Genomic DNA, 15,684 nt, shown 5'->3' on the forward strand with positions numbered 1-15,684 from the left:
GAGGCACATATTATTTCTCTCCTGGAACCTCAACGATGACTTTGCCATGCTCGGGGGCAACGGAACCGGTATCCGTGGAGCCCAATTTGTTTATGACCTCATATGAGGTTTCTTCAAGCATGCGAGAGTACTTGAATGATACGAGTGTTTGACCTGCTACGGAAGGACGAGTTCCTGCTTCAGCAACGGCTTTGGTTTTAATAAAGAACAGGTCACCGATAGTTCCTGCATTATTGCTGATGTTGGCCTGCCATTGCAGCAGTGCACTTCCATTTTTAAGAACATAATAACTGACCAGATCGTTATCCTCCACAACGAAGAAACGATCTTTTTTGCCTTGTTCAAAAATGTATTTAATAGAGGAATCCACCGGACCCAGAGGGTTGCGAATATCCAGACGTGTTTGTCCGAGTTCAGAGAAGCGTGGCAGATGAAGTGCGGCTTCGCGCGCCACAGTCAGATCAGAACTGTTATATTCTTTTACAATCGTAGCATCGGTAGTGTAAATGTAGGCTTCCTTGGCCTTCTGATTCCACTGCACCTTCGTACCAAAAGCCTCACCAATGGCACGGAGCGGAAGCATCGCTTTACCATTCACCAGAATCGGGGCGGAAGACAATGTTGCATTTTGGTCATTTTTCTTCATTGTCTTGCTATTAGGTTTAAGGACATAATTATCGCTGCCTGTGCTAATGCTGATCTCTTTTGTTTTGTTATTGTAGCCAAACGTATAGTTGCCGAGGAATTGAAGCTCAGTCAATGCCACGTACATGGTCCCCTGCCGGATGACAACTTCATATTGAGCTTGAACATTGTTAATATAAGCTGTCGGTTTAGTTTCAGTTGCCGCGGCTTCCGCCACAGTGGATGAGAGTAAGGCAGGTGCCGTACCTGCGGTAAGTATCGAAGCGGCAAGGATCATTTTCCATGTTTTGAGCTGCCAAGCAGAGTTATACATTTTCATTACTATCAATCTCCCTTCTAGTATTTCAGACGGACTACATAACCTAAATGTTTCATATTATGGAAAGTGTACAATAGATATCCCCTGTTCATATACCCCAAATGAAGCATGGTGATACTTCTGGGGATTGCCACAAATACCCATCTGATGTACATTAGAAGCAATGAAATAAGTGAACCGGGAGCTCAATGAAGTTGGGCTGAGAGAGTGGCCTTGTGCCGCTGACCGTACATCTGATCTGGGTAATGCCAGCGTAGAGAACATGGATTTGCAATATGTAAGGGTGAAGTGTAGGAATGAACGTGGATGAACAACAGACCTTTTTGAACTGTGGTGGTGTATCTGCCATGGCGGAGAGGGATGGTTGATATTCCGTATTTTCGACATCCACCCAATACATCATTGTGAGGATTGTATACTGCGTGTTAGGCCTGCCCGGAACCGGGGAGGCTTTTTTTGTTTATTTTTAGAGGTTGTTCCACCAGTCTTTTTGAACACACACTTTTACAACCCCACAGGGGACAGAGGAAGGACGTAGAGAACATGGCAACAACAGGCAACAAACGATTGAAATTAACGGATATTCTGGTAACCATCGTAATCGCAGTGGTGTTTGGGGTGATTTACAAGATATGGGGACCTACGTATGACTTGATGAAACCATTCGGCGTTCATGCGGAGCAGATGATCTACGGCATGTGGTTTATGGCGGGCACGTTTGCATTTGTCATCATTCGTAAACCAGGCGTGGCTATCTTGGCCGAGGTTGCGGCTTCAACGGTAAGTGCTTTTCTGGGCAGTGAATGGGGCATGTCCACACTGGTGTATGGTCTGTTGCAAGGATTGGGAGCCGAGATCTTCTTCGCAGCATTCCTGTATCGTAAAACCAATCTGTTTGTCACTTGTCTTGCAGCCATTGGAGCCGCAGCGGCCTCGCTTTTGCTGGATTATCAGTATGGCTATATCGATTCACTCTCGGCCTGGAATTATACGTTATTCATCGGTTTCCGCTTCATCGGAAGCATCCTGATTGCAGGAGTGTTCGCTTATTATCTCGCCAAAGCTTTGGAACTGACTGGTGTAACACGTTCACTCAGACCGGTATCCAAACAGGATTATGAGGCGTTGGATTAGATGAGCGGAGAGGGGAATTCGCAGGCGGTAAGTGTGACGAATCTAAGATGCAAGTTCCCGGGAGAGAAAGCCTTGGTATTTCAAGGCTTGTCTCTTTCTGTGCGTCAAGGGGAGAAAGTGCTGCTGCTTGGACCAAGTGGCTCCGGTAAATCGACGTTATTACAAATCTTGAGCGGTCTGATACCTCGTTCGGTTGAAATTCCGATGAAATGTGATGATATTCAGGTTCCCGTCAAAGCAGGAGTGGTCTTTCAAGATCCGGATACCCAGTTCTGCATGTCCTTTACGGATGAAGAGATCGCATTTGTTCTGGAAAACCGAAGTATTCCACGTGAAGAGATGCCTGCTCTGATTAAATATTATCTGAAACAAGTGGGGTTATCCTTGGAACAGAACCGTGTATTGATCCAGTCCATGTCTCAGGGGATGAAGCAACGTCTTGCGATTGCCTCGATGCTTGCCATGGACCCGGAGGTATTGTTTTTGGATGAACCCACGGCACTGTTAGATGATGAGGGGACTTCCCAGGTGTGGGATACCGTCAAACGGATCGCCAGTGATAAAACGATCATCATCGTTGAACACAAAATAAACGAGATTGTAGATATGGTCGACCGCATCATTGTCTTATCACCTGAAGGAAAGATTGTGGCGGATGGGCCAGCACAGCAGGTATTCACGGATGAACGGAGCAAGTTGAGGGATTATGGAATCTGGTATCCAGGCGTGTGGGAAGAGCATGAGCAGGAGAGGGTAACAAAAGAAGAAGAGGGAACTTATGGAGAGCTTCAAGCGTGTGAGAATCAGGGGATCTCAACCTTGGAAGCACAGCAGTCGTCTGGCTTATCTGATGCAACGGAGATTTTCCCCGTATCTCATGTATCATCCTTATCGCCTGTATCGTTAGCCGATCAACCTGCACTGGACTTGCAGCAGTTCACTGGATGGCGTGGAAAAACACCTTTCATTCAGGTGGAACAGGCCAAGGTATGGCACGGAGATTGGATTGGTATTGTCGGGGCCAATGGAGCTGGCAAGAGTTCATTGTTGTTATCTCTGATGAATATTCTGAAAACAACAGGTCATTATGAGGTGCACGGTCAGCCTTCTGGCAAAACGGAACAGCTTGCAGATCAGATTGCGTTTGTCTTTCAGAACCCGGAGTTTCAATTTGTAACCAACACCGTCGCGGAAGAAGTGGAATTCTCATTGCTGGGGGGCAGGCTTACAACGGAAGAAAGACATGCCAGGACTCATCATATGCTGAATCAATTTGGACTAATCGACTTGTCCGAGCGCCACCCCTATCAATTATCGATGGGGCAGAAACGACGTTTGAGTGTGGCGTCCGCATTGGTCAGAGAGCAGCGAATTCTGTTGCTGGATGAACCTACTTTTGGACAGGATGCCCGTAATACCTTCGCCATGTTGGCACAACTGGAGCAATTGCGGCGTGAAGGAACAGCTATCGTTATGGTTACCCATGATCGTGAAATTGTAAAAAGATATTGCACCCGAATCTGGTCGGTGGATGAGGGGAGGTTAAGTGATGCAACTGTCGTTTCCTCATCGTGAAACCTGGCTTCATTCCGTTAATCCGGGGTTGAAGATGATTATTCTGACACTGATGTTTGTCATCGTTATCCTTATTCACAATCTGAATGTAATGGCCAATGTTGCGGTGGTAATGATGTTATTACTGTGCTGGACAGGCCATCCGTGGTACAGATTGATTCTGTACGCATCACCATTCATTCTGGTGTTTATCTCTACGTCTGCGGGCATGATGATGTTTGGCAAGGGAGAGACCACTTGGTATAAGTGGGGGCTGATTCACATCACCGAAGAGAGCTTCTATCGCGGTCTACACTTGGGTTTTCGCTCGCTGACTATGGCCGCGGCTGGGTTACTCTTTGGTCTTACGACCAAGCCAGTACGGCTATTTTATTCCCTGATGCAGCAGTGGAAGCTTCCTGCAAAATATGCCTATAGCTTTCTGGCCGCGATGCGCATGATCCCCATTTTGCTGGATGAATTCCAGACGCTCCGTTACGCTATTCGTATTCGTGGAACAAGGCAGCGCGGTTCGCACTGGAACGTGTATGGTACACTCAAGCGTTATGCTATTCCTCTGCTGGCACAGAGCATTCGTCGTGCACAGCGAATGGCGGTAGCGATGGAAGCGAAGGGATTCACGGATGGGGCGAGCCGAACGTATTACATTCAGATGGGCTATTCCCGAGCTGATCTGTGGTTTGTATTTTATTATATCCTCACCTTAACAGCTGCTTATTACATCGGGATTACCTTTCCTTATCATGCTACGATGGTAGATGTAAGGTAATACTGGGAGATAGAGAGAAATATATTGAGGTAAACGGTAACTTTTTCCTGCGCACAACGTCTATATGGAAATAACTTCTAATGGATGGGGATGAACGAGAGTGAAGACGGGTCCTGACTGGCAGGGAATGGGGTACAAGTGGATTACCATGACTGGATTATCAGCTGTACTGTTGACGGGATGGATGATGCTTGATTCACAAAAGGTAGTGCTTGGAGGACAAGCTTCGGTTACAACGCCCCAAGCTTTGGGAGCAAGTCCCCAAGCCTTATCAACAAAGTTGGCCTACAAACAAGGAGACTCCGTTACGCTCATGAATGATATTCCCCTGTTTCAAAACAGGAGGGACAGCAGTGTGGCTCCTGACCAAATGAAGATTGAATACTATACTACAAAAAACGAGAAGTATAGGTTGGCATCGGTTCGAGGCGAGTGGTTGCAGCTTAAGTCATCCGATCATGGAGACTTCTGGTTGCCAAGTTGGTATGCATTGAAGGAGAGCAGAAGCATGACGGAAACAGCTCCGCAAAGTCTCAAGATCCAATCGGGCAGCAAGCTGTATCTGGCTCCAGACAGTGCTACAACCTGGACTTTTGAGAAAGCGCTAACAAGTAAAGCTGTTATTGTTGCAAAGTGGAAAGGATGGTATGGCGTCTCCATTGCTCCACGAACCTGGAGTAAAGAATCCTCCACGTATCGGCCAGGACTCTTCTGGATCAAGGCAGAGGCTCTAGAGCAGAGGAATAATGTGGCTGATGGTTGGTTCCAACAGAATATATCGCTACCGACTTCGGTTATTCGTCATTTGACGGATATTAAGCTGAACATGGCAACCACCTCCAAACAAGTGGCCGAGTGGTTAGGCGAGCCCGATTGGAGAGAGGGTTCAAGCAATCTAAATGATACGGGGTATGCAATGAGTATTGGACAGACCTGGAGATATGAGCGGCAAGATGGACAATTTTTGGTCACATTCAACAAGAATGGCAAGCTGGTCAGAACTCGCTGGAATCTACCACAGCATGATCGAAATACTGTCTTTTCTGATTGGAATATCAGTCGGGCGGATGAATATGGGTTTACGACAAAAATGTACGGCACAACGCTGCCGAAGACAATCCCTTGGAAACCGGTCTGGACTAACCAGGGGGATATTAACTACACTTTTTTACAAGCAGCGACGGATGATGTACTCCTGATGAAGGGGGATGACGGTGGATTTAGCGGGGGCTACTACGAAGGTTCCATATATGCCCTTGACCGTCATACGGGCCAGAAATTATGGAGGATCAATGGGGGTTTTGGAAGACAGCAGGCTGAGGTGGATACAGCACGCCAATACGTTACAATCTACAATGATTATGACCCTGACAAGAAAAAATACGTGGATCGTATTCGTCATCTGAACTTGAAGAGCGGGAAGGTCGCATGGACGTACACCCCTAAGCAAAATTTTAGACTAAATGGCATCACCGCTGCGAAAAACGTTGTGGTCGTGGATAGCCCGGTTGTTGAGAGCTCAAGCAACAGTTGGTTGACGGTACTGGATAGTGCAAACGGAAAAACATTGTGGACGCGAAAACTCGTGAAAGGTTATGAATTATTGAACAAGAGTGCAGATGACCCTTATGTGTTGTATTGGGAAAAGAATAAGCTGACTGCAGCCGATCCGCAATCAGGGCGAACCGTATGGAGCTTGAAGGCCAAGCGATCTACCATAGAACAACTTGGGAATGATCCATATTTTGATGGAATTGAACGTCTGGATCCCTTTGTAACCAGGAATGCTGGAAGATGGCTATCGTTAGATAATCAGTGGCTGCTGCTTGATCTGAACACGGGGAAAAAGCTTGCCCAATTTCCTGCTCGGGTAGGACAGAGATTGGAGGAGCTGAATGATGGCATGCTGTTGATCCGTGAGAATCAAAACGGCGATCATTACGGAGAGTATGAAGATTTTACAACCACCCTGTACGATGCCAAGACAGGCCAAACACGGTGGACGCTCAATGGCAAAATTGAACGAGGACTGGTGGAAGATGATCAGTTATATGTAATTAAAAATGGTTACCCCGCGGCTTTGAATTATGATACGGGGGAGACGCGTTGGAATGCCAAAGATACGATTGCCACTCTCAGGTATCCCACGAATCAGGGGAGCTATCTGGTCATTGATGATCAGTTGCTGCTGCCCATGGATGAGAATTGGTTGGTATTGAATAAAAACAATGGAGCCTTGTTAGGTCGTGTACATGACGTGGCGATGGGAAACCCGGAGCATCGCGACCGGGATGCGAAGAACGGAACGATCAACCGGATCGGCAATGAAGTGTATGTGGGTTCGTCCAACGGACGTTTTCGCGTGTATGAAGCCAGCCGCCTTCAGGAGGCAATCTCACCTTAAAAGCTTGTCTCATCAGGGATGTTGATTTATTATAAATGAACAGGATTGCTCGCGCTCCGGTTATCGGCTGTGCGGGCTTTCTTCATGTGTTCTTGAAGAACCATGCATGATCATTCACGGGAGGACTCTCCATGATCTCATTATATGGTGTAAGCAAACGTTATAACGAGCGCGGTTCCCGTGCAGATCAGGGATTCGAAGCGTTAAGCTCGGTGTCGCTCGAAGTGGGACAAGGCGAAATTCACGGCATCATCGGTTCGAGTGGCGCAGGCAAATCCACGCTTCTGCGGATGCTCAATGGTCTGGAAAAGCCGGATGAGGGTGAGGTTGTTGTGAATGGGCAGCACCTGACCCAGATGAATGAGCGCACTTTGCGTCTGGCACGAAGGTCCATTGGCATGATCTTTCAGCACTTCAATCTGGTCAGTAATCGGACGGTGAGTGGCAATGTCTGTATGCCGCTGGAACTGGCCGGGATGTCCCGTACACAGCGAGTCGAGCGTGGACTTGAGGTGCTTAGGTTTGTTGGACTGGAAGACAAAGCGGGTCAATATCCTGCTCAGCTTAGCGGAGGACAGAAGCAACGTGTGGCGATTGCACGCGCACTCGCCAGTCGTCCGGATGTGCTTCTCTGTGATGAACCGACTTCTTCGCTTGATCCACAGACTACGAATGGCATACTGGATGTGCTACGTCATATCAATGAAACGCTGGGCGTGACCATTGTCGTCGTGACGCATGAGATGGAAGTGGCTCGTAGACTATGTCACAGGGTATCCGTCATGAAGGATGGGCGACTCGTACGAACATTGACTGAAGCGGAAGTGAGCAGTATTCCCGCTCCGCAGCCGGATCTGCTGACCTCCTTGCTTGCGGGTGATGAATATGGGATGGCAGGTTCGTCTTTGTTCCGTCAGACAGAACAGGGGGACAAGTCATGAGGTTACCTGAATCTGTACTGAAGTATCAGCATGAGATATGGCAAGCGATCGGAGAGACTTTTGTCATGGTAGGCATTTCCATTGCAGCGGCTGTTCTGATCGGGTTACCTCTGGGTACACTTCTGTACTTATTCCGGAGAGGACAACGGTATCAGAATCAAACGTTGTCTTTTGTACTCGGCAGTATCGTCAACATCATTCGTTCGTTTCCATTCTTACTGCTGGTTGTCTTCATGATTCCATTCACACGAATCGTCGTTGGAACGTCGATCGGTACACTGGCGGCAACCGTTCCACTCTCGGTCATTGCGATTGCCTACTATGCCAGACTCGTGGAACAAGCGTTGCTGGATGTACCGAAGGGCGTGGTTGAAGCTGCATCATCCATGGGGGCATCGACGATGCAGCTCGTGGTGAAATTCCTGTATGTGGAGGCAAGATCTGGCCTTGTACTGGGACTCACCACAGCTACGATTAGCTTTATCTCCTACTCGACGGTGATGGGCATTGTAGGTGGCGGCGGGGTTGGAGATTTTGCCATTCGCTACGGTTATCAGCGCTTCGAAACGGAGATCATGGTATTTACGATCATCATTATGATTATCCTGGTACAGATGATCCAATTCACAGGCAGCAGATTGTCCCGCTGGCTGGATCGCAGATCCTGAGCGTAGTGACACGGTACATGATTGAAGAAAGTGCAGTAACAAGGAAGACCAATACAGATTATATGATGAGGGGTAGACATACAATGAAAGCAAAAATGATGCTTATGTTGCTTGCAGTCATGCTTGTCGTAGCTGCTTGTGGCAAAAAAGAAGAAACACCTGCGGCTGAAGGAACGAAAGAAGATACACAAGCTGCACAAGAAGTTACGCTGAAAGTGGCCACATTGATTCCGCCAATGACAGACGTACTGGATATTGTTAAACCACTCTTGAAGGAAGATGGCGTCAATCTGGAAGTTGTTGTATTGTCGGATAACGTTCAACCGAATACAGCACTCGCGAACAAGGAAGTAGATGCAAACTTCTTCCAACACGTGCCTTACATGAATCAATATAATGAAGCAAACAATGCGAACCTGGTGCCCGTGCAGCCCATCTATAATGCCATCTACGGCGGCTACTCCAAAAAGTACAAAACGATTGAGGAATTGCCAGAAGGTGCAACGATCGCCATTGCGAACGATCCTTCCAACATTGGTCGCTCTCTTGTGATGCTGGAGCAGAACGGATTGATTAAGCTGAAAGAAGGCGTAGGTTTTAACGCTACACAGGCAGATATCACCGAGAATACGAAGAACTTCAAGTTTGAGGAAGTGGACTTGCTGATGCTTGCACGCATGATGGATGACGCTGATCTGGTAGCCATGACACCTGCTTATGCCAGTCCGCTCGGTCTTACACCGAAAAAGGATGCACTGTTAACCGAGAAGGATGATTCCCATTTTGCCATCACTCTGGTTGCCCGTGAAGATAATAAGGACTCCGAAGCGATCCAGAAGCTGGCTAAACGTATGGCGGGCCCGGAGGTCAAAGCCTTCTTCGAAGAGAAATATGCAGATATCGCTATCCCGGCATTTAAATAGAGAATACGTGAGAACAACGTGAATAGTCTTAAGATCTAAGCGATAACGCTTGGATCTTTTTTTGTCCTCACGTGCTTATTAACAAGTATTTAGAAAGTTAACAATTAGGTCATATCCCCGGAACATTTTATTTAATAGTTTTTTTGTATAATTTGTTTGAAAATAGTTCTTTAGGATTATAAATTAAGAGATTTTATTGTCTTTTTGAGCGTGAAAAATGTCTTTTACAAAAATGGAGACCTAGTTTTTAGAAAGATGGTTTACACTCTATGAGAGCTATATAAAAGCTATATAAGATGTATTAATCATTTACACGAAAACGGAGAGGACAGAAAAAACTGAAAAAGCGAAGCGGTCGCCTAAAAGCTTTCTGAAAGAAAGCTGCATCGGAAGCATAAGCTATCACCGGATGTTCCTGAAAAAGGGGAATTAAAAAAATCTGGGGGATAACAGCAATTGGAAGGTTGTAAAATTAATCTGGAAGAGGTAGAGAAATTTGTCCCAAAACAATAGCAAGCCGACCTGGTTCAACAAGATACATAAGAGCTTTAAGACAAAGCTGGTGGTGTCCTTTATTGCTTTCCTGGCCATTCCTTCGTTAAGTATTGGAATCTTATCGTATAACAGTGCCAAAGGTGAAGTAGAGAAGCAAATTTTACATAGTGCGATGGAAAACGTGAACCTTGCCAGTGCGACGATTGATCTCTCAATCAATGCCAAACGGAATCATATTGAATACTATGCGAAAACACTTGCAGAGCAATTAAGACAGGAAGATGCCGAGGTTCGGGTTGTGAACGAATTGAAGGGGTATGCTGCGCAGAACACAGATATCATCACCATAGGTGTGGGCACAGAGGCAGGTGTGTATCTCATGTCCTCTGATGCGGAGATGCCTGAAGATTATGATCCGCGAACCAGACCTTGGTACACGGAAGCCATGGGAACTCCACAGCAGGTGATTGTTACAGATCCCTATATATCTGCTGAGACAAAAGAGATCACCATTACGATTGCAAAGGCATTGGAAGACCAATCCGGTGTGGTCCAGCTGGATCTCGATCTGTCGGACATTAGCCAATTGGTTAGCGGAATTAAAGTTGGAGAGCAAGGGCATCTGATTCTGCTGGATGCCAGTGAAAAGTATATCTATCATCCGACAATGCAACCTGGAACAGATGCAACAGAAGATTTTTGGACACAAGTGTATACGAACGAATCCGGTAACTTTAGATATACCTTTGATCAGATGGATAAGGTTATGTATTACGCTACGAATGCATCCACGGGATGGAAGGTCGCTGGCACCATGTTTTCCTCTGAAGTAGAGGATGCTGCTGCGCCCATTTTGAATCGAACGATTATGATAATTGTTTCTTTTCTCGTCATCGGAATTATGATCATCTGGCTGGTGATGCGATCGATTGTTAAACCGATTCGTCAGTTGAAGGTTCAGGCGATTCAGGTGAGTGAAGGAGATCTAACCCAGACGATTACAAGTACAAGTAATGATGAGATTGGTGAACTGAGTGAAGCATTTGGCAAAATGCAGAGCAACCTGCGTGTATTAATCCAAAATGTGGAGAACAGCGCCAATCAGGTCGTTATCTCATCGGATGAAATGACTCAGAGTGCGGAATCAACCAGTGCAGCCAGTGAGCAAGTAGCACGAGCTATTCAGGAAATTGCGAGTGGCGCAGAGAAACAGACCCAGGGAATTGAACATAACCATCAGGCCATGAATGAAATCACGATTGGCATTACAAGGATCGCCGAACGTTCCATACATGTTGCTGATTTGGCTAAACATACAACCATACAAGCGGAAGAAGGCGGCAACACCGTCAAACAGACGGTGAGTCAGATGCAATCGATTCAAGAGACGGTAGAACAGACAAACCTGATGATTCAGGCGTTATATGAACGATCACACCAAATTTCAGCGATCACGGAGTTAATCGGAAACATCGCCAAACAGACAAACCTGCTCGCACTGAACGCATCCATCGAAGCTGCTCGTGCAGGTACACATGGCAATGGATTCGCCGTTGTAGCAACAGAGGTTCGCAAGTTGGCAGAGCAATCCGGGCAGTCTGTCAATGAAATTACCGTGCTGACTACGGCGGTACAGGAAGATATGGCTGCTTCCGTTCGCATGATGGAGAAGGTAACTTCAGAGGTGGGAGAGGGCATGGAGATCTCTACAGAAGCGATTCGAAAGTTTGAACGCATTCTGGATAGCATGCGTGAAACGACACCTCAGATTGAAGAGATTGCAGCTACGTCACAAGAGATTACAGCAGGTGTACAGGAAGTATCTGCTGTATCCAATGAGTTGGCTGGCATTGCGTCAGGCAACGCTGCAACTTCCGAAGAAGTGGCCGCTTCCTCAGAGGAGCAGCTGGCAGCGATGGAGCAGATTTCTGCCTCGGCTCGTGGCTTGTCTACCATGGCGGAAGAGCTGCAGCACCTGATTAGACAGTTTAAGTATTAATCGGGATCGTAGATACGAATATCACACAGGGACAGCATCACATGATGTTTCATCAGAGGGAGTGGACAGCCATGCAACCAGAACTCAAAGCCTTCTTGCTGCTAACGGATGCGGTCATGATTACAGATGAGGAGGGTGTGATTCTAGATGTGAATTCCGTTTATGTAACCAAAACAGGATTCTCACGGGAAAGCACCATAGGTCAGCCTGCCCGATTGCTAATGGATACGCACTGGAGAGGAAATCAGACCTGGTCCGGCGTAGCCAAACTGATGAAGGTAGATCAGGAATTTTGGGAAGCTCAAGTTACGATTACATCGGTTTATTTGAACGATTCTCTCTTTTATATCAGTATTTTTAATGATGAATTTTCATGAAAAAAAATCGTTGTTTTGTGATAAGGGTATGTTAGCTGAAAGTGGGAATTATTTTCAAAAAAAAGGTCAATATCGTCAATTGAATAAGGGAGCCTGGCATACTATGATTTGTGTACCGGGGGACTGCGAACGTGAATCTGGCAACATTCATTGAATGCATGAAATCCTGAAGTCGTAATGTGGACGGTGACCATTTGCTACGCGATCTTGTGTTAAATTTCACGCTAATTTTGATCTTTGTTTTCCTGACTCATCACTATCTGAACCAAACCAATGCTACCCGTTCTACATCCATCACGACTCGGATCATTATTGGTATTACACTGAGCATGTTGGGTACGGCGCTCTATTATTTCTCTATTGTGCTTGAGGATGGAACATTGTTGAATTTCCGGGCCAGTGTATATCTGCTCGCCGCTTATTTTGGTGGAACTGGCTCTGCCTTTGTTACTTTTGCATTCATGTGGATTTTTCGCATTAATATGGGGCGTAATCCTTTGTTGGAGAACTGGCAGTATGCGTTGGCAGAGTTGTTATTTGTTGTAGCCGTATGCCTGATCTTTCAGTATGTTAAGGGATTTATGCAAAAGTGGTTGTCTGGAGCGTTGCTGCTGATAACTGTGTATGAGTTTTTCGTACTAAAGATATATTCTCCTTCTCTGCTAATGTTGGGACAGATTCTCCTTTTTCAAGGTATCTGCATGCTCTTCGTTATATTATTCCTGTACTATCTGAACCAAAATCATCGATATAGAAGATTGGTCATTCAAAGGGATCAGGAAATGCTGGAGATGCTTCGGATGCAGCCGGGTTTTACGTTTAAAATTCATAAACAGAATGGGAAATTCGAGTACCTTCTGCTTGAAGGGGAGATGCTCTCCCGACTGGGCTTGGATATGAATAGTCTGAAGCAAGACTATAAGCTGGGTACATTGAACATTTTACCTCAGGAAAAGGTAGAATTTCTGCGAAAGCAGTTTAACCGGGCCTGGGAAGGGGAATCTTTTTTTTACGAGATTGAGCATGAAGGGTTCTATTCCCTGGTGAAAATTCGCCCTCTTCGAGAAGAGGGGGTTGTGAAATATGTCGTGGGATATGGACTCGATATCACGGAACACAGAGCGGTTAAACGAAGGATTCAAGAAAGTGAAGAGCGATATCGAACACTTGAGCGCGTGTCGGCAGACTGGTTCGTCGGTATGGACAGCAACAGGTGTATTGTGTCGGTTAATCAGAAATTTCTGGATGTGCTCGGTCTCAGCAGGCAGGAAGTGCTTGGTCGTCAGCTTGAAGAATTATTGTTCATTGAGCAGTTGGATAACTGGTTGTTCATTTTCCAAAAAGCCTTGCATCACAATATAGCCCAGGATACGGAATTAAGTTTCATCATTGGAGAAGCTCATGAGCAGCATGTTCGGGTTCACCTGTACCCTGTCAAAGGACTAAACTCAAGTGAGAAAATTAAGGCAGTCATTCGTGACATTTCGGATCACTATAGACGTGTTAAGGCTGACAAAGCAAGTCAGGCGAAGAGTGAGTTTCTCGCATTCATGAGCCACGAGATTCGTACCCCACTGAGCGGCATTATCAGCTTTTCGTTGTTGCTTCAACGAACAGATCTATCTCCACAACAGAAGGATTATTTGAGTAAAATTAATGCGTCCTCCCAAACCTTGCTTGCCCTCGTAAATGATATTCTTGATTTTTCGAAAATTGAGGCAGGCAAGCTGATTTTGGAGAAGGTTTCTTTTTCACCGGAGGATGTGATCAAACGTGTGGCAGATCAGGTCGGTGTGGCCATCGGGCACAAAGATATCGAAGTGATCTTTACAACCGATCCCGATCTGCCGTTAACGGTGATTGGTGATCCCTTCCGACTTGAACAGGTGTTATTGAATCTGCTGAGCAATGCAATTAAATTTACGGAGCATGGATATGTGACGTTGCAGGCAGAGGTGCTTTCATTGGAGGCGGAGCAAGTTCAGGTCCGTTTTGAGGTAGAGGACACGGGAATCGGAATCTCACCCGAACAATTGGCACGGCTTTTTGTCCCGTTTACTCAAGCGGAACCTTCAACGTATCGAACATATGGTGGTTCTGGTCTTGGGCTGGTCATCTGTTATCTTCTGGTGACCTCCTTGGGAGGAAGTCTGCAGGTGGATAGTGTTCTGGGAGAGTACAGTCTGTTCTCATTCGACTTGATATTTGAACTGGCAGAATCGGAAGAAGAAAGTTCCTTTCTGCAAACATACCCTCTTCTATATTACGCGGATGATGTGGTGATCGTTGAGGAAGATGAACGAATGGGTGCGAATTTGAAGCAGATCCTCCACTCATTCGGGATGAAGCCGAAGCTGTATCCTTCGTTGAACCATATGATGGAAAGTGATTGGTGTATACCAAAGGCAGAGGGGATAAGTTCAATATTATTGATGATAAATATGGATGCAGCACACGCACACCATCGTTTACCTTGGAACAACCTGATGAAGCGATTGAATCGAACCAAATTTCAGATGGTGGGTTATACCCATGCCTTTAGTGAAAATGCCCTGTGGAGTGAGGAGAGATCCTTTCGCCCGGATCTCATGATGATCAAACCGATTACACGTCTGGGATTGTTCGAAGTGTTACTTGCACTTCAGGGTGAAGGGCCATTAGAGGACAAGCGGATGAGCGAAGGCGACGAGTTCCATTCGCGTAACCTGAAAGGCCACATTCTGATAGCTGAAGATCATGAAATCAATCAATTGGCCATTCGGGCCATGCTGGAGCATATCGGATTCAAGGTGACGGTAGCAGACAGTGGCACAGAGGTTTTGGAGAAATTGCACGAACAAACATGGGAACTGATTCTGATGGATCTCTTAATGCCAGATATGAATGGTATTGATGCAGCAAGGCACATTCGCAAGATGAGGAAATATGACCGTACACCCATTATCGCGCTTACAGCGAATGCTTTAAAAAGGGACGATGAGCTATATCTTGAAGCGGGCATGAATGCAATCCTGACTAAGCCCATACAGGAACAACAGATCGCAGATATGTTGGACATATGGATTGATCTAAAAGGCATAAGAGATATCAATGGAATCGATTCAGATAAGGCCATTAGACAGATGGACGGCAAGCCGCATATTCTGCAATATGCGCTTACGAAATTCAGGACGGAGTATGGTTCGTTTCAGCAAAAGCTGGCGGCACAGCTTCAGCAACAGCAGATTACTGAAGTAATCCGTAATGTTCATTCTCTTCGAGGCGTAGCTGCGAATCTGCATGCAGTGGACCTGATGTGTACGGTTCTCCAGCTGGAGCTGCTCTTATCCGATCCGTTACTCGAAGAAAAGGCACTAAACTCGGTATTAGAGAAGGTGCAACAGGAAATTGATAAAATTACCGGGTCTCTGCCATGGTGACCTGAATAAAGTTATA

At 46.2% G+C, this 15,684-nt stretch carries 11 protein-coding genes; 10 read left to right on the plus strand and 1 reads right to left on the minus strand.

Annotated elements, in window-relative coordinates:
* Nucleotides 1-10: 10 nt before the first annotated feature.
* Complete coding sequence (locus tag NLBNIHML_RS21900) at nucleotides 11-964, minus strand: copper amine oxidase N-terminal domain-containing protein (RefSeq protein ID WP_494352748.1); 954 nt, start codon at nucleotides 962-964, stop codon at nucleotides 11-13.
* A 543-nt stretch (nucleotides 965-1,507) separates the two neighbouring features.
* On the opposite strand from NLBNIHML_RS21900, the gene NLBNIHML_RS21905 reads away from it, so the two are divergent.
* From NLBNIHML_RS21905 to NLBNIHML_RS21950, 10 genes are all read left to right on the plus strand, one after another.
* Nucleotides 1,508-2,098 carry an ECF transporter S component gene (locus NLBNIHML_RS21905; protein ID WP_472474462.1) on the plus strand — a complete coding sequence of 197 codons (591 nt, stop codon included), beginning with the start codon at nucleotides 1,508-1,510 and terminating at the stop codon, nucleotides 2,096-2,098.
* A complete protein-coding gene (locus NLBNIHML_RS21910; RefSeq protein ID WP_339258953.1) occupies nucleotides 2,099-3,673 on the plus strand; it encodes an ABC transporter ATP-binding protein in 1,575 nt (524 codons plus the stop codon). It begins immediately after the preceding gene.
* Nucleotides 3,648-4,442, plus strand: a complete 795-nt coding sequence (locus NLBNIHML_RS21915) for an energy-coupling factor transporter transmembrane component T family protein (RefSeq protein ID WP_339258954.1) — start codon at nucleotides 3,648-3,650, stop codon at nucleotides 4,440-4,442. Before NLBNIHML_RS21910 ends, NLBNIHML_RS21915 begins: the two co-directional genes overlap by 26 nt.
* A gap of 100 nt (nucleotides 4,443-4,542) precedes the next feature.
* Entirely contained in the window at nucleotides 4,543-6,846 is a 2,304-nt protein-coding gene (locus tag NLBNIHML_RS21920; protein ID WP_494352749.1) for an outer membrane protein assembly factor BamB family protein, read from the plus strand.
* Between the two features lie 131 nt (nucleotides 6,847-6,977).
* The gene (locus NLBNIHML_RS21925; RefSeq protein WP_339258957.1) at nucleotides 6,978-7,787 is read left to right on the plus strand and encodes a methionine ABC transporter ATP-binding protein; all 810 of its coding nucleotides are present in this window, start codon (nucleotides 6,978-6,980) and stop codon (nucleotides 7,785-7,787) included.
* Entirely contained in the window at nucleotides 7,784-8,455 is a 672-nt protein-coding gene (locus NLBNIHML_RS21930) for a methionine ABC transporter permease (protein WP_339239730.1), read from the plus strand. The genes NLBNIHML_RS21925 and NLBNIHML_RS21930 overlap by 4 nt, the downstream gene beginning before the upstream one ends.
* A gap of 83 nt (nucleotides 8,456-8,538) precedes the next feature.
* On the plus strand, nucleotides 8,539-9,378 hold the full coding sequence (locus NLBNIHML_RS21935; RefSeq protein ID WP_339258959.1) for a MetQ/NlpA family ABC transporter substrate-binding protein: 840 nt from the start codon (nucleotides 8,539-8,541) through the stop codon (nucleotides 9,376-9,378).
* 496 nt (nucleotides 9,379-9,874) lie between these two features.
* Nucleotides 9,875-11,872 carry a methyl-accepting chemotaxis protein gene (locus NLBNIHML_RS21940; protein ID WP_494352750.1) on the plus strand — a complete coding sequence of 666 codons (1,998 nt, stop codon included), beginning with the start codon at nucleotides 9,875-9,877 and terminating at the stop codon, nucleotides 11,870-11,872.
* Between the two features lie 71 nt (nucleotides 11,873-11,943).
* Nucleotides 11,944-12,249: a PAS domain-containing protein gene (locus NLBNIHML_RS21945; protein ID WP_339239734.1), complete on the plus strand. Its 306-nt coding sequence runs from the start codon at nucleotides 11,944-11,946 to the stop codon at nucleotides 12,247-12,249.
* A gap of 194 nt (nucleotides 12,250-12,443) precedes the next feature.
* Nucleotides 12,444-15,668, plus strand: a complete 3,225-nt coding sequence (locus tag NLBNIHML_RS21950) for a hybrid sensor histidine kinase/response regulator (RefSeq protein WP_494352751.1) — start codon at nucleotides 12,444-12,446, stop codon at nucleotides 15,666-15,668.
* Nucleotides 15,669-15,684 lie beyond the last annotated feature (16 nt).

It is taken from the genome of Paenibacillus sp. JNU01 (assembly GCF_059130585.1).